This window comes from Actinacidiphila yanglinensis, assembly GCF_900107965.1.
GTDB classification, from domain to species: domain Bacteria; phylum Actinomycetota; class Actinomycetes; order Streptomycetales; family Streptomycetaceae; genus Actinacidiphila; species Actinacidiphila yanglinensis.
Genome location: NZ_FNVU01000002.1, coordinates 171,319 through 186,716, shown reverse-complemented (window position 1 = coordinate 186,716; position 15,398 = coordinate 171,319). Strand labels below are relative to the sequence as shown.

The following is a 15,398-nucleotide window of genomic DNA, read 5'->3' as shown; positions in this document are numbered from 1 at the left end:
GAGGGGCAGTCATGCGCGGGGATTTCTCGTCCGGAGGACGGCTCGAAATCCGCATTACCCCTTCTGACGTGGGAAAACGCGTCTCCGTCCGGCAGTTGGTCGAGGTCACCGACGGGCATCCTACGTTCACCGATACGGTCGGTGTTCTCGCATCCTGGGACAGCGGAGTGGTCTGCATCACGCGGCGGACCGGCGAGAGCGTGCGGATCGAGGAGGAGGTGCTGGTGGCCGGGAAGGTGGTGCCGCCCGCTCCGGAGCGGCGCGGGCGCGGCCGGCGCGGTCCGGAGGTGCCGGTGGTGACGGCGGACGCGATGGAGGCCGTGGCGTCGCGCGCCTGGCCCGCGACGGAGTCGGTGGCGCTCGGCGACTGGGTGCTGCGCGCGGCGGGAGGCTTCACCCGCCGGGCCAACTCGGTGCTGCCGTCGGGCGACCCGGGGATACCGACCGAGCAGGCCCTGGCGGCCGTCACGCGGTGGTACGAGGAGCGCGGGCTGGTGCCCCGGCTCCAGGTGCAGGACTCCTCGCCGTACGCCGCGGAGCTGGACCGGCTCGGCTGGGTGCGGGAGGCGGACACCCTGATCCGCACCGCGCCGCTGGCGCCGCTGACCTCGCTGCCCGTGGAACCGGGCCTGACCGTGGAGTTGTCCCGTACACCGGACGCCGAGTGGCTCGCCGCCTACCACCGCACCGGGAACCTCGCGGAAGCGGCGCTCAGGGTGGTCGCGGGCGGGCCGTCGGTGTGGTTCGCCACCGCACCCGGCGCCATCGGGCGGGCCGTGGTCGAGGGTCCGTGGGCCCTGTTCGGCGCGGTCGAGGTCCGGCCCGACCGGCGGCGGCGCGGCCTGGCCACCGCCGTGATGGGCGCGCTCGCCCGGCAGGCGTACGACGAGGGCGCGACCGCCGCGTACCTCCAGGTCGAGGCGGACAACGACGCCGCCCGCGCGCTCTACGACCGGCTCGGCTTCACCGACCACCACGGCTACCACTACCGGCGTCCACCGGCATGACGGACTCGGTGCGTGAACGGTTCGCCGCGGCCGCCCGGGAGGAGCGGCCCGACCTGGCGGAGCTGTGCCTGCTGATCGGCGCGGAGGCGGACCCGGCCCTGGACGGCCCGGTGGCGGACCTCGCCCAGATCGAACTGGACCGGCTCGCCGGGCTGATCCCGTACGGGCCCACGACGGCGCTGGAGTGGGCGCAGGCGCTGGGCCGGGTGCTCGGCGCCGGGCACGGCTTCCACGGCACCGCCGCGGACTACGGGCTGCTGTCGTCGTCCCTGCTCCAGGAGGTGCTGCGGCGCCGGCGCGGGCTGCCGATCCTGCTGTCGGTGGTGTGGATCGAGGTGGCCCGGCGCGCGGGGGCGAAGGTGCACGGCGTGGGACTGCCCGGGCACTTCGTGGTGGCGCTCGGCGATGTCGAGGCGGACGGCGGGGAGTTCGGCGCCGACCCGGCGCCGTACGTCCTGGTGGACCCCTTCGACGGGGGCCGGGTGCTGTCGGGTCCGGACGCCGAGCACCTCATGTCCGGCCCCGGCAGCGGCGCGCAGCCCGGCAGCGGCCCGGGGCGGCTGCCGGGCGCGCCGGTGCCCGCCGACACCCTCGACATCGTCCGCCGTGTCCTCAACAACATCAGGGCGTGGGCCGCGCCCCGGCCGGAGCGCCTCGCCGTCCAGCTCTGGACCCTCGATCTGACCCTCCTGCTCCCCCGCCACCCGGCCAAGTTGCGCTACGAGCGGGCGCAGGTCCTCGTGCAGATGGGGGATTTCCTCGGGGGCGCGGCCGAGATGGAGGAGTATGCCGAGGTGATCGGTTCTTTTGATCCCGAGACTGCCGCGGCGATCCGGTCCAAGGCGCGGGCCGCCCGGGCTCTGCTCAACTGACTTCCCGGGCTGCCCCCTTCTGCCGCCCCCGGGACCTTGCGGTCCGCTGTGGTGCGGGGGGACCCCCAAACCACCGCCGGACCGCAAGGTCCCTCAACTCACGGGACAGGGCACCCCGGGGGGTCAGAGCCACCCCTTCTCGCGGGCGATGCGTACCGCCTCCGCCCGGTTCCGCGCCCCCGTCTTCTGAATCGCCGTGGACAGATAGTTCCGCACGGTCCCCTCCGACAGCAGCAGCCGGCAGGCGATCTCCGCGTTGACCGACCCGTCCGCGGCAGCGTTGAGCACCTCCCGCTCGCGGGCGGTCAGCGGATCCGCGCCCTCGGCGAGTGCCGCGGCGGCCAGAGAGGGGTCTATTACCCGCTGCCCCTTCAGCACCAGCCGTACCGCGTCGGCGAGTTGCGCGGCCGGCGCGTCCTTCACCAGGAACGCCTCGGCCCCCGACTCCATCGCCCGCCGCAGGTATCCCGGCCGGCCGAAGGTCGTCACGATCACGACCTTCACGCCGGGTGCGGCCCCGCGCAGTTGTGCGGCCGCCTCGATGCCGGTCATCCCGGGCATCTCGATGTCCAGCAGCGCCACGTCCGGCCGGTGCTCCAGCACGGCGGCCACCACCTCGTCGCCCCGCGCCACCTGCGCGACGACCTCGATGTCCTCCTCCAGCCCGAGCAGCGTCGCCAGCGCCTCCCTGACCATCGACTGGTCGTCGGCCAGCAGCACCCGGATCATCCCCGTCATCCCGGCAGGTTAGCGGCTGTCCCGGTGCGGGTCCTGCCCGAGGCGGACCGGCGTCACCCGGTGATGCGCATGAGGGTGATGCGGTTGCCGGCGACGGTGAACGCGAAGTCCGAGGGGCCGTTGAAGCCGTTGCCGCCGACCACGGCGGAGACGGTCGTGGTGGCGTCCTCCGTGCGGGTGCCCGTGACGCGCAGGGTGACCTGCTTGCCGATGAACTCGGCGTCGCTCCACTCCCGGATCGCGTCGTGGCCGCGGAAGACGCGGCCCCAGTCGTCCACCGCCCCGTCGGCGGCGAAGGCGGCGAGGAAGTCCTCGGTGTTGCCCGCGCCCGCCGCCTCCAGGGCGGCGGCGACGGGAATCGGCAGAGGCTCGGGAGCGGTCATGCCCGCTCAACGAGGCCGTACGGGCCCGGTCACGTCGCCGTGGGCCGGACGGGTCACGCATTCCGTATGACATCTGTCATGCGGATGTCACGACCGACCGCACTGCCGCCGCGCGGCCCGCACAGGCGAGAGTAGGGGGCATGACCGCAGCATCAGTGAGCACGAGCACGCAGGAACAGGACGGGGGGCCGGGCCACGGGCCGCGGCAACCGGTGGTGAGCTTCGGGGGCGTGAGCAAGAGCTTCGGGACCGTACGGGCGGTGTCCGAGGTGAGCCTGGAGCTGTTTCCCGGGGAGACGGTGGCCCTGCTGGGGCCCAACGGGGCGGGCAAGTCGACCGCGCTCGACCTGCTGCTCGGGCTGAAGAACGCCGACGCCGGGGAGGTGCGGGTGTTCGGCACCAGCCCGACCCAGGCGATCGCCAAGGGCCGGGTCGGCGCGATGCTGCAGAGCGGCGGGCTGATGGAGGAGGTCACGGTCCGCGAGCTGGTGGCGCTCGCCTGCGACCTGCACCCGAAGGCGTACCCGGTGGACCAGGTGCTGGCCGCCGCAGACCTCACCGACATCCGGGACCGGAAGGTGAACAAGCTGTCCGGCGGCCAGGAGCAGCGGGTCCGGTTCGCGATGGCCACGGCCGGCGCGAACGACCTGATCGTGCTGGACGAGCCGACCACGGGCATGGACGTGACCGCGCGCCAGGCGTTCTGGGCGACGATGCGGGCGCAGGTCGAGGAGGGCCGCACCGTGCTGTTCGCCACCCACTACCTGGAGGAGGCGGACGCGATCGCGGACCGGGTGCTGGTCCTGCACCGCGGCAGGCTGATCGCGGACGGCACGGCGGCGGAGATCAAGGCGCGGGCGGGCGCCCGCCGGATCACCTTCGACCTGGAGGGCGGGATCGACGAGCAGGCGCTCGGCGGCCTGCCGAACGTGGTGGGCCTGGACGTGACCGGCCCCACCGTCCGCCTCCGCTCCGACGACGCGGACGCGACGATGCACGCGGTGTACGGGCTCGGCCTGTACCCGCGCAACCTCGAGGTCGCCGGGCTCGGGCTCGAGCAGGCGTTCCTCGCCATCACCGATGCCGCGACGAGCGCCGAGGAGGCGGGGCAGCGATGACGACGCTGATCCGGCTGGAGATCACCCGCACCCTGCGGAACCGCAAGTTCATGTTCTTCTCGGTGCTCTACCCCGCGTTCCTCTTCCTGGCGATCAGCCTGAGCTACAAGAAGAGCGACACGGTCGGGAACAGCGGGCTGTCGGCGATCGCCTACCTGATGGTCTCGATGGCCGCGTTCGGCGCGATGACGGCGGTGCTGATGGGCAACGCCGAACGGATCGCGCGCGAGCGGGAGAAGGGCTGGGTGCGGCAGCTGCGGCTGACCGCGCTGCCCGGCCGCGGCTACGTCACCGCGAAGGTCGCGTCGGCGGCCACGGTGAGCCTGCCGTCGATCCTGGTCGTGCTGATCATCGGCGCGGCGCTGAAGAACATCCGGATGGACGCCTGGCAGTGGGTGGCGATCGCCTTCAGTACGTGGGCGGGCAGCCTGGTCTTCGCCGCGCTCGGGGTGGCGATCGGCTACCTGGCCACCGCCGATGTCGCCCGGCCGGTCTCCATGCTGTTCTACTTCGGCCTGGCGATCCTCGGCGGGCTGTGGGTGCCGATCTACAGCTTCCCGCAGTGGCTGCAGGACCTCGCCGGCTACCTCCCGTCGCGGCCGTACGTCGCGCTGGGCCAGGCGATCGAGGTCGGGAACGCGCCGCACGCCAAGGACATCACCGTCCTCGTCGTGTACCTGCTCCTGTTCGCGGGGGCGGCGGCCTGGCTCTATCGCAAGGACACCCGGAAGGCATGACCGTATGACCGGCGACTGGTGGCGGCGCGGCGGGGGCGGTGCCGCCGCCGGCCCCGGCGGCGAGCGCGAGCCGTGGCCTGCGTGGCGGCAGGAGGTGGAGGCGTCCGACAGCAGCCCGATCGGCCGCCCGCCGGAGAACCGCCGACAGGCCCTGATCAAGATCATGTGGATCAGCGTCTGGCTGCTGTACCTCGGCTCGCCGGTCGGCGACCTGGCCGGCGGGGGCCACCCGGTCGCCGTCGTGATCCCGGCCGCACTCGGCCTGGCCGGCTTCGTCGGCGCCTACCTGACGCTCGCCTTCTTCCGCACCAACACCGACCAGCCGCCGCGCCGCTGGGTCTGGTGGGTGCTGGTCGCCCTCGCCGTGCTGGCCACGGTGCTGTCCGTCTCGCTCGGCCGGGACTGGCTGGTGCTGTTCGTGTACGTGGGGGTGGCGTGCGGGGCGGCGCTGCCCGGCCGGCACTCGCGCTGGGCGGTGCCGGCGGCCGCCGGGCTGCTCCTCGCCAACGCCGCCGCGGTGGACCGGCACGGGCAGGTCTACCCGGAGCTGCTGCTGCCCGCCCTGCTCGGCGGTTTCTCGATGATCGGCGTGCAGCAACTCGTGGGCACCATGCGGGAGCTGCGCGCGGCCCGCGACACCGTGGCGCAGCTGGCGGCGACCGAGGAGCGGCTGCGGCTCGCCCGCGACCTGCACGACCTGCTCGGGCACTCGCTGTCCCTGATCACTCTGAAGAGCGAGCTGGCCGGGCGGATGCTGCCCGACCGGCCGCACGACGCGGCCCAGCAGGTCGCCGACATCGAGTCGGTCAGCCGGCAGGCGCTGGTCGACGTGCGCGAGGCGGTCAGCGGCTACCGGCGCCCGACCCTGGCGGCCGAGCTCGCCTCGATCCGTACCGCCCTGGCCTCGGCGGGCATCTCGGCGCGCGTCCACGTCATCGAGCCGGTGACGGGCCTCACGTCCGCCGGGGAGGGCGCGCTGGCCTGGGCGCTGCGCGAGGCGGTGACCAACGTCGTACGGCACAGCGGCGCGACGGTCTGCGTGGTGGCGCTGGAGACCGGCGGCGGCACGGCGACACTGACCGTCTCCGACGACGGGCGCGGGCCCGACGACGCGCGTCCACCGGGCAACGGCCTGACCGGACTGGGCGAGCGGCTGGTCCTCGAAGGCGGCGGCCTGAGCACGTCCAGGGCAGGTGACGGCGGTTTCACGCTCACCGCGGTGGTGCCGCTGGACCCGACCCCGGTGGGCGCGAAACGGCGGGCGAACGGCGAGGAGTAGGGTCCGGGCTGTGCCAGAGACCCCCGAGATCCCCGACATCCCCGCGCAGATCCCCGCGCTCCGCGAAGATCCCGAGACCGAGGGAACGCAGGACGCCGCCGGCACCGTCAGCGGTGAGGACGGCGACCGCGGAACCGCGGAACCCGAAGCGGAGCACGGCGACGCCGGATTCGATCTCGGCGAGCCCGGGTTCGACCACTCGGCACCGGTGGTCGCCGAGAGCCTCGTCCCGGAGTCCGTACGGCAGGTCGCCGCCCGCGCGACGCTCCCGTTCCAGGCCGCCCGCGCGGACCTGAGCTTCGGCACCGCCTTCTGGTACAACGACCTGATCGAGACCGGCGGCGACCACGAGGTCATCCGGCAGTACCTGGTCACGGCCACGTCGCGCACCCTCTTCGAGATCGGGCAGTGGACGCTGCGCGGCGACCTCACCGACCCGGAACAGCCGGTCGACGAGCTGGTGATGGGCGGTTTCGCGAAACGCTGGAAGGTGCTCGAGGGCCTGGGGGTGGCGGTGATGCCCACCGTCGAGCTGCACCTGCACGCCGAACGCAAGGGCTGGCGCTGGGACACCCAGGAGATCACCGACGGGCTGGCCGCGCAGGCCGACGACATCGCGGCGATCGGCGCCGAGCCGATGCCCGCGTACATCCTCGGCCACGAGGCGGACGACAGCGGCAGGTCCGCGCACCCCGACCGGACCCAGCGACTGCTGGCGGGCGAGGTGTGCCGCCCGGCGCCCGACGCCCCGCTGACCTGGTCCGACCCGCTGCCCACCGGCTTCGACGGCGCTCCGGTCTTCGCCGCGCTGCCGCTGCCCGACGAGCAGTTGAAGCTGCTCTGCCTGGGCGTGGCCCTGCCCGGCGAGGGCGGGCCCGACGCCCCGGCGACCGTCGTCGCCTTCGCCGATCTGCGCCCGGCCATCCACGCGCTGGCCCCGCACCGCAGACGTCACTGGTGGCAGCGCGGCTGACGCCGCCCGCGCGGAGCGACGCCCGCCGAGGGCGTGCTCCGCGCGGCCGTCGTGCCGGTGCGGCTAGTTGGCCACGTCCTGCAGTGGCACGGTCCGCTTGGCCGGGCTCGTGGCGTTCAGGCCCTGCATCAGCGCGGTGGCGACATCCTGCGGCGTGACCGCGGTCTTCGACCCGTTGCCGCGCTCCAGCAGCACCCCGTCGAAGGCCCCGCCGTACAGCGACTGGAGGACCTTCAGGTCGATGTGCGGGCTGAGCTTGCCGTCCGGGGTGGCCTGCATGGTCAGGAACTGCGACAGCGTGCTGTCGAACTCCACCGAGCGGCCGCCTCCGGCGGAGACGAAGACGGGGCCCTGCATCGCGGTCTTCCCGAAGCCGTTGACGGCCTTGGTCAGCTCGGCCTGGGTCACCTTCGGCTGGACCGTGGTGCCCTTGAGGTCGATCGGGGTGTTGCGGCCGGTCTGGGCGCGCAGCCGGTAGGCCGCGGAGACCTGGGTGGCGGCGGCGTCCACGTCGACGGACTGCCCGGGCTTGCCGGGCACCGCGACGGCCTTGCCGTCGGAGAAGCGCACCATGCCCTCCGAGGCGGTGCTCGAGTTGCCCGCCACGCTCTTCAGCGCCGCCTTGAGCTTGTCCTGGTCGATCACGATCACCGGGTCCTCGGCGCGCGTCCGGCCGAAGAGCGAGCCGATCACCGAGACCGGGTTGTAGTCGGAGTGCGCCACCTTGCGCACGGTCGCGTCGGTGTCGATGGACAGGCCCGCGATCGACGGCTTGAGCGTGTGCTGCTTGCCGTCGACAGTGACCGTCAGCGGAGCGGTGCCGCGGTTGCCGATCGCGTGGTCGAGCGTCTTGACGGCGCTCTCCTGGCTGGTGTTGCCGATGTCGACGCCGAGCACCGTGGTGCCCTTGGGCACGTCGGAGTGGTTCATCAGCAGCCCGGCGCCGTACGCGATGACCACCGCGCCGCCGACCGCGGTGCCCAGCAGCACCAGCTTGGAGCGGCCCTTCTTCACCGGCTTGGCCGACTTCGGAGCGGACGCGGCCGGTGCCGCCGGGGTGGCCGTCTCGGGCTGCGGGCCGGAGCCCGTGAAGGGCGGCGGCCCGGCGGGCGGCATCGAACCCGGACCGGCCGGACGCGGCCGGACCTCGCCGGCCGGGACCGGCGCGATACCGCCGACCAGGGTGTCGCCGGCGCCCCGGCCCCCGGGGGGCTGGGAGCCGGCCGGGGACGGCGGGCGGAAGGCGTGCTCGCCGGTGTCGCCGCCGAGCGGCGGTACGCGCATCTCGCCGGTGGCCGGGCCGGTGGTCGCCCCGGAGGGCGGCGCGGGCCGGCCGAAGGGGTCGGTGGGGATGCCGCGCGGCACCCCGGGCGGGAAGCCCTCGGTGCCGAACGGGCTGGCGCCGGCGCCCGGTTCGGCGCCCGGCGGGGTCTCGAAGGGCGACGCGTACCCGCCCGAGGGCGTGTCGTGCGGGCCGCGCGCAGCCGGACCGCCGTCGAACGGCGCGCCGACCGGCGGCGGCAGGAACGCCTGCGGGATCTGCTGCGTGCCGGTGTCGGGGTCGGCGAACTGCTCGTCGTACGGCCCCGCGAACAGGTCACCCGTCCTGGGCGCCGCCGGGGTGCCCCCCGCGGGGGTGCCGGTGCCGAAGTAGCCGTCAACGGGCTGGGAGCCGGGCGCACCCGGCGCGCTCCCCTCGCGCGTGGGGGGTACCGGAGGCACCGTGAACCCGCCGGTGGACGTGCCGGAGCCGCCGGGCGCACCGCCGCCCTGGAGATCGCCCTGGAAACCGTCGCCGGAGAAGCCCTCGGAGAACCCGTCCCCGGTCGCCCCTCCCCCGGTTCCCTGGGTGAAGCCCGCCGGAGCCGGACCGGCGCCGCCGGGTCCCGCGCCGGAACCCGCTCCCGCGCCCGTCCCCGGGCCCGCCGGGCCCACAGACTTGCGCGGCGCGAACCAGTCGCTGGTCTTCTCCTTCTTCTCCGCCCGCTCCTGCTGCGCGTCGCCGCCCTGCCCGCCGTCGGCGGCCGGCTCCTCGGCGGGCGCCGCCGCGGCGCCCGCCGGCCCGGCGGTGTCCGGGGCGCCGGAGCCCTGCGGGCCGGCCGCGGCCGCGCCCTCCTCGACGGTGGTGCGCATGACGACCGGCGGGATCGGCCGGGAACCGGGGATGTTGATCCGGATCCGGGTGGTCAGAGTCGTCTCGGTCCTGGGCTCGTCGGTCGCGTCCTGGCCGGGCTCGGCCGCTTCGGCCCCGTCCTGCTCCGGGCCGGCCGTGCGCGGCCGCTCCTGCGGGTGCAGCGACGGGAAGGGGCGGGGGCCGTAAGGCGGGGTCCCTGACGGGTACGCGGCACCGCCGCGCCCCTGGGGACCGGAGGACGAACTGTCAGTTTCACGACTCAAAGGAGGCTCTCCCGGTTAGCCACGCCGCCCGACACATCACTTGGCGGGCGGCTCGCCGGCGCACCCACCATACCGACCTGTGCGCGGAGGCGGCTGCGGTCCGGCGGAACGCTGGGGCACACCCAACCACGTGCCGGCCCCTGCCCGCCAAGTCAGGTCCTATTCGTGCCGGATGGAGGTAGTTGGGGCAGCGTGGCGCAGATCACCGCCGACAGCGCCCCGCCGAGCAGGTAGATGTACGGCCCGATCCCGGCGGCGAGCAGGAAGTCGCCCTCCGGACGGGAGCCGCTGAGGAAGATCACGCCCACCAGCCAGACCGCGCCGGGCACCACCGTGCCCAGCCGGGTGCCGGTGAGCTTGCCACCCCCGTAGAAGAGGCCCACGCACCCGGCGAGCGCCAGCAGCAGCCCGCCGGGCTCCCAGGCGGCCTGGACGAGGGAGCCGGCCACCGCGACGGCCACCGCGAGCACGGCGAACGCGAGGTACCCGGCGATCCTGGCGCCCTGCGTGCCCCGGGGGTTGCTGAACAGCGGCCGGACGATCGGCATGCGGGACGGGCTCGGACTCCGGTCCGCGGCAGGGCGGTTCACCGCTGCTCACCGCCCGACGGCACGGCCGGCTCCTGCTCCGGGCCGAACAGGTCGTCCGCGCGGCCGCTCGGCGCACCGTGCACCTGCCGGTAGTACTCGACGGCGAAGAAGGGCTGGCCCAGGTCGTTGGAGAGCGCGAAGAAGGGGCCGTCGACGGCGATCTGGCTGGCGTGCGCGCGCATCGCGGCGGTCTTGCGGTCGGCATGGGCGGCGCCGTCGACCGCGACGGTCACCAGTTCGTCGTCGACCACACCGGGCACGTCGTCGGGGGTCGCGATGCCCTCGAACGGGAAGTCCCGGCCCTCGGCGGCGAGTTTGTCGAACCCGGCCTGCACCACCGAGCGGGGCGTGCAGATCTCGTAGACCCGGTCGATCCGATGGCCGCGCCGGGCGGCGATCTCGTAGCCGCGCATCGCGACGCGGTGCGCCTGGATGTGGTCGGGGTGGCCGTAGCCGCCGTTGTCGTCGTAGGTGACCAGGACCTGGGGGCGGACCTCCAGGATCACGTCGGCGAGGTGGCCGGCCGCCTCGTCCGGATCGGCCCGCCACAGGCAGGCCGGGTGGTCGTTCTGGGCGACTCCCATCATCCCGGAGTCGCGGTACCGGCCGGCGCCGCCGAGGAAGCGGTGGTCGGTGACCCCCAGCGCGGCCATGGCCGCGGCGAGTTCGCCGATCCGGTGCTCGCCGAGGGTGTCGTCGCGGTCGGCGGCGAGGTGGGCGAGCTCCGGCGGGATGACCTCGCCCTCCTCACCGAGCGTGCAGGTGACCAGGGTGACGTGCGCTCCCTCGGCCGCGTACTTGGCCATGGTGGCGCCGTTGTTGATCGTCTCGTCGTCCGGGTGGGCGTGGACGAGCAGCAGGCGCCGCGCAGGAGGGCTGCCGGGAACTTCGGTCATGGTCGAAGCCTACGGCTCCGGCCACCGGACCCCGGCAGCGGCTAGATCTTGATGTTGGAGATGGTCTGGGCCACGTTGGTGGTGAGGTCGGTGATCTGGGGCGCCCACGAGGAACTGGCGAGATAGAAGCCGAGCAACGTACAGGCCACCGCGTGCCCTGCCTTGAGCCCTGAACGGCGGATCAGCAGGACAACGACGATCAGCAGCAGCAGCACCGCCGAAATCGAGAGTGCCACAGCGGCTCACCTCCTCTTACGCAGGGTCCATGTCAGTTGCCACATGCTTATTACCCACCCACGGCTACGGATCATAACTTTCCGTGCGACCGCATATGTCGGAGCACGGAAGCACGCGGGGGCGCATGACGAGATCCAGCCAACGGCGGTGCCCGGGGCGGCACCTGGGCCGGACCGGGACCAGCAGGTCAGCGCCACGCGGGGGCCTCCGGGCACAAATACGGGGGCGATTGTCGGAGCCACCCTCTAGGGTCACGGGTATGACGTACCTCTCATTCCCGCGCCAGCACGCGCGCACCCAGCGGTTCACCCTCGGGGCGCCGCGGGCGTTCGCCGTCGCACCGGGCGGGGACCGGGTGGCGTTCGTGCGGGCCCGGTCGGGCACCGAGCGGGAGCACCTGCTGTGGGTGCTGGACCTGCTGGCGGACGGGGACCCGGTGGAGCGGCTGGTGGCGGATCCCGCGGAGGTACTCGGCGGCGCCGACGAGGAGTTGCCCGCGGCGGAGCGGGCCCGGCGCGAGCGCAGCCGGGAGGGCTCGGCGGGCGTGGTCGCCTTCGCGGTGGACGACGCGGTGGAGGTGGCCGCCTTCGCGCTGTCGGGGCGGCTGTTCGTGGCGGAGTTGGGCGCCGGCGCGGGGTCGCGCGAGCCGGGCTCCTCCCCCGCGGTGCGCGAACTGGCGGCGCCGGGGCCCGTGGTGGACCCGCGGCCGTCCCCGGACGGCCGGTGGGTGGCGTACGCGGCGGGTGGCGCCCTGCGCGTGGCCGGCCTCGGCGGTGCGGCCGGCGTGGGCACGGACACGGGCGGGGCCGGCGGCGCGGGCGATCGCGCGCTGGCCGAGCCGGACGGCGCGTCGGTGACGTGGGGACTGGCGGAGTTCGTCGCGGCCGAGGAGATGGGCCGCGCCCGCGGCTTCTGGTGGGCGCCGGACAGCAGCGCGCTGCTCGTCGCGCGGGTGGACGAGACACCGGTGCAGCGCTGGTGGATCTCGCAGCCCGCGTATCCGGACCGCGCCCCGGTCGAGGTGCCCTACCCGCAGGCGGGCACGGACAACGCCGAGGTGACCCTCGCCCTGTTCGGCCTGGACGGTTCGCGCACCGACGTGGTGTGGGACCGCGACCGCTACCCGTACCTGGCCGCCGTGCACTGGTCGGCGAGCGGCCCCGCGCTGCTGCTGGTGCAGAGCCGGAACCAGCGCAGCCAGGCATACCTCGCGGTGGACCCCAGGACGGGCGCGACCGGGATCGTGGCCGTCGAGGAAGATCCAACTTGGCTGGATCTCTTCCCCGGTGTGCCGGTGCGCACCCCTGCCGGCGAGCCGGCCACCATCGGTGACGAATCGGGTGCACGCGCCCTGAAGGTGGGCGAAAGGACGCTGACCGGCCCGGAGCTGCACCTGCGGGCGGTGCTGGACGTGAGCGCCGAGGACTTCCTGGTGGCCGCGTCCGCCGGCGAGGCGGCCGGCGACCAGGAGATCGGCGAGGTGCACGTCTACCGGGTGGACCACCGCGGCGCGGGCACCGCCCCGGTCCGGATCTCCACCGAGCCGGGCGTGCACACCGCCGTGCGCGGCGGCGGCCTGACGGTACTGACGTCCTCCGCGCTGGACCGGCCCGGGGCGCGGACCCGGGTGCTGCGCGGCGAGACCGAGGTCGCGCGGATCGCTTCGTATACCGAGACCCCGTCGCTGACCGCCCGGCCCCGGCTGGTGGCGGCCGGGCCGCTGCGCATCCCGACCGCGGTGCTGCTGCCCTCCGACTGGCGCGAGGGCGACGGCCCACTGCCGGTGCTGCTCGATCCGTACGGCGGGCCGCACGGCCAGCGGGTGTACGCGGCGCACAACCCGCACCTGGTCTCGCAGTGGTTCGCCGACCAGGGCTTCGCGGTGATCGTGGCGGACGGCCGCGGCACCCCGGGCCGCTCGCCGCAGTGGGAGAAGTCCATCGCCGGCGACTTCGCCGGGGTCTCGCTGGCCGACCAGGTCGCGGCGCTGCACGCGGTCGCCGAGACGTACCCGCTGGACCTGGGCCGGGTCGCGATCCGCGGCTGGTCCTACGGCGGCTACCTCGCCGGCCTCGCCGCGCTGCGCCGCCCGGACGTCTTCCACGCCGCGGTGGTCGGCGCCCCGGTCACCGACCTGCGGCTGTACGACACGCACTACATGGAGCGCTACCTCGGCGACCCCCGCGAGCGGCCGGCGGTCTACGAGGCGAACTCCCTGGTCGGCGAGCACGGCCTGGTGCAGGCCGCCGAGCCGGCCCGGCCGATGATGGTCATCCACGGCCTCGCCGACGACAACGTGCTGGTCGCCCACTCGCTGCGGCTGTCCACCGCCCTCCTGGCGGCGGGCCGTCCGCACGAAGTCCTGCCGCTGTCCGGGGTCACCCACATGACGGCGCCCCAGGAGCAGGTCGCCGAGAACCTGCTGCTGCTCCAGGTGGACTTCCTCAAGCGCGCGCTGGGCAGCCGCCCCCGCGGATAGCGCGCCCGAAAGCCGCACGCGACACCCGCTCGCGCCGAAGCCCCGGTCACTTTCCGTGCCCGGGGCTTCGGCGTTCATGCAGGTCGGGTACTAATGGTCGAAACGTACGGCCACCGGTGCCGCCGAGCGCGGGCGGAGCGGCCGGCCGGAGACGCATCGCGTACCCCGACCGGCCTACGGCACCCGCACGGCCGTACGTTGTTCAGACTGCTCGGTCCGTATATCGGAGTTGCGACAGAAAAGTTGCTTGCATGTAAACGCGTTATGTACGAAGACTTCCAGAATGTCCGTTTCAAATAGTGGTTGTCAAGCACGTACGGACGACAATCTGCAAAACCTTCGCTCAAGATGCCAAACAACAAGCTTTCTTCCCACCTTCCCCCCTTGACTGGAAGTTGATTCCATTGCGAAAGTCCCGCTCAACACGCGTTGCGCATCGGCGTTGCACGCACGTTTTCGGTCCCGGGGAAGTGTGATGACAAGTCCTAGTAAGGCTGCCGCTGAGAGTGCGGGCAGCCTCACCCTCGACCCAGAGGGCGGCAACCCCGACTCCGGGCAGAAGCGAGCTGCTGAACTGGTGGGCCGATCACCCCGGCAGCTTGCCTGGATTCGGTTCAAGCGTGACAAGGTCGGCATGCTCTGTGCCGTGGTCGTGGCAGGCTTCGTCCTGATCGCCATCTTCGCGCCGCTGATCGTCAAGCTCTACGGTCAGAACGCGTACTCGCTCTACGGCCAGGACGACGGCCTGCTGAACGCCTACGGGCTGCCGATCAAGCCCAACGGAGGCATCGACGGCACCCACTGGTTCGGCATCGAGCCGCACCTGGGCCGCGACGTCTTCGCCCTGCTGATCTACGGCATCCGCACCTCGCTGGGCGTCGCGCTGTGCGTGACGATCCTGTCGGTGCTGCTGGGTGTCACGGTCGGCCTGGTGCAGGGCTACATCGGCGGGCGCACGGACTACTTCGTCGGCCGGGCCTCCGACCTGATGATGTCCTTCCCGCAGCAGCTGTTCTTCATCGCCTTCACCCCCGTCATCCTGTCGCTGTTCGTCAAGCCGGGTGACAACGAGCCCACCTACCTGCGCTTCACCGCGCTGGTGCTGGTGCAGTTCGTCCTGGGGTGGATGTCACTGGGCCGCCTGGTCCGCGCGCAGGTGCTGTCGCTTCGGGAGCGGGAGTACATCGAGGCGGCCAAGCTGTCCGGAGCGTCCAGCAGCCGGATCATCCGCAAGGAGCTCCTGCCGAACCTGTGGACCACGATCCTCGTGCAGTCCACCCTGCTCGTACCGGTGAACGTGACGGCCGAAGCGGGTCTGTCCTTCCTCGGTGTCGGCATGCAGCAGCCGACGCCGGACTGGGGCCTGATGTTCCAGGACGCGGCCGCGAACTACCAGTCCGACCTCACGTACATGTTCTTCCCCGGCATCGCGATGGTCATCTTCGTCGTCGCCTTCAACCTGCTCGGGGACTCGGTCCGGGACGCTCTCGATCCCAAGACCATCCGCTGATGAGTGTCCACGTCGTCTCGCCGGTCCCGGGGAGCGGCAAGGCCAGTTCGATGACAGGCAGGAATAGATGAAGAAGCGTAGGGCGTATAGCGCCGCAGCTGTGCTGTCGGTGGGGGCTCTGGCCCTGAGCGCATGCAGTAGCGGTAACGGTGGCGGCGGCGGGTCTTCCAACCCGAGTGGTG

At 73.1% G+C, this 15,398-nt stretch carries 14 protein-coding genes; 8 read left to right on the top strand and 6 right to left on the bottom strand.

Going from position 1 to position 15,398, the window contains the following annotated elements:
- Positions 1-11: 11 nt before the first annotated feature.
- Positions 12-1,007 carry a GNAT family N-acetyltransferase gene (locus C4U44_RS04750; protein WP_103884340.1) on the top strand — a complete coding sequence of 332 codons (996 nt, stop codon included), beginning with the start codon at positions 12-14 and terminating at the stop codon, positions 1,005-1,007.
- On the top strand, positions 1,004-1,879 hold the full coding sequence (locus C4U44_RS04745) for a transglutaminase family protein (protein ID WP_103884339.1): 876 nt from the start codon (positions 1,004-1,006) through the stop codon (positions 1,877-1,879). Before C4U44_RS04750 ends, C4U44_RS04745 begins: the two co-directional genes overlap by 4 nt.
- A 123-nt stretch (positions 1,880-2,002) precedes the next feature.
- Here the strand turns inward: C4U44_RS04745 and C4U44_RS04740 are convergent, their stop codons facing one another.
- On the bottom strand, positions 2,003-2,617 hold the full coding sequence (locus tag C4U44_RS04740) for a response regulator transcription factor (protein ID WP_103884338.1): 615 nt from the start codon (positions 2,615-2,617) through the stop codon (positions 2,003-2,005).
- 53 nt (positions 2,618-2,670) lie between these two features.
- Complete coding sequence (locus C4U44_RS04735; protein ID WP_103884337.1) at positions 2,671-3,000, bottom strand: polyketide cyclase; 330 nt, start codon at positions 2,998-3,000, stop codon at positions 2,671-2,673.
- A gap of 140 nt (positions 3,001-3,140) precedes the next feature.
- Between C4U44_RS04735 and C4U44_RS04730 the strand changes: the two genes are divergently transcribed.
- From C4U44_RS04730 to C4U44_RS04715, 4 genes are all read left to right on the top strand, one after another.
- On the top strand, positions 3,141-4,118 hold the full coding sequence (locus C4U44_RS04730) for an ABC transporter ATP-binding protein (RefSeq protein WP_103884336.1): 978 nt from the start codon (positions 3,141-3,143) through the stop codon (positions 4,116-4,118).
- Positions 4,115-4,855, top strand: coding sequence for an ABC transporter permease (locus C4U44_RS04725; RefSeq protein WP_103884335.1), 741 nt, complete (start codon positions 4,115-4,117; stop codon positions 4,853-4,855). The genes C4U44_RS04730 and C4U44_RS04725 overlap by 4 nt, the downstream gene beginning before the upstream one ends.
- Before the next feature lie 163 nt (positions 4,856-5,018).
- Entirely contained in the window at positions 5,019-6,134 is a 1,116-nt protein-coding gene (locus tag C4U44_RS04720) for a sensor histidine kinase (RefSeq protein ID WP_235031865.1), read from the top strand.
- A 10-nt stretch (positions 6,135-6,144) separates the two neighbouring features.
- Positions 6,145-7,107 carry a hypothetical protein gene (locus tag C4U44_RS04715; protein ID WP_103884333.1) on the top strand — a complete coding sequence of 321 codons (963 nt, stop codon included), beginning with the start codon at positions 6,145-6,147 and terminating at the stop codon, positions 7,105-7,107.
- Between the two features lie 63 nt (positions 7,108-7,170).
- Here the strand turns inward: C4U44_RS04715 and C4U44_RS04710 are convergent, their stop codons facing one another.
- From C4U44_RS04710 to C4U44_RS04690, 4 genes are all read right to left on the bottom strand, one after another.
- Positions 7,171-9,504, bottom strand: a complete 2,334-nt coding sequence (locus C4U44_RS04710) for a hypothetical protein (RefSeq protein WP_160144975.1) — start codon at positions 9,502-9,504, stop codon at positions 7,171-7,173.
- Between the two features lie 152 nt (positions 9,505-9,656).
- Positions 9,657-10,052, bottom strand: coding sequence for a DUF6113 family protein (locus C4U44_RS04700; RefSeq protein WP_103884330.1), 396 nt, complete (start codon positions 10,050-10,052; stop codon positions 9,657-9,659).
- Between the two features lie 38 nt (positions 10,053-10,090).
- Entirely contained in the window at positions 10,091-10,990 is a 900-nt protein-coding gene (gene mshB, locus C4U44_RS04695; RefSeq protein ID WP_103884329.1) for an N-acetyl-1-D-myo-inositol-2-amino-2-deoxy-alpha-D-glucopyranoside deacetylase, read from the bottom strand.
- Positions 10,991-11,031: 41 nt separating this feature from the next.
- Complete coding sequence (locus C4U44_RS04690) at positions 11,032-11,226, bottom strand: hypothetical protein (protein ID WP_103884328.1); 195 nt, start codon at positions 11,224-11,226, stop codon at positions 11,032-11,034.
- Positions 11,227-11,486: 260 nt separating this feature from the next.
- On the opposite strand from C4U44_RS04690, the gene C4U44_RS04685 reads away from it, so the two are divergent.
- Positions 11,487-13,706, top strand: a complete 2,220-nt coding sequence (locus C4U44_RS04685; protein WP_103884327.1) for a S9 family peptidase — start codon at positions 11,487-11,489, stop codon at positions 13,704-13,706.
- A 475-nt stretch (positions 13,707-14,181) separates the two neighbouring features.
- The gene (locus tag C4U44_RS04680) at positions 14,182-15,216 is read left to right on the top strand and encodes an ABC transporter permease (RefSeq protein WP_103884326.1); all 1,035 of its coding nucleotides are present in this window, start codon (positions 14,182-14,184) and stop codon (positions 15,214-15,216) included.
- The last annotated feature ends 182 nt before the right edge of the window (positions 15,217-15,398 follow it).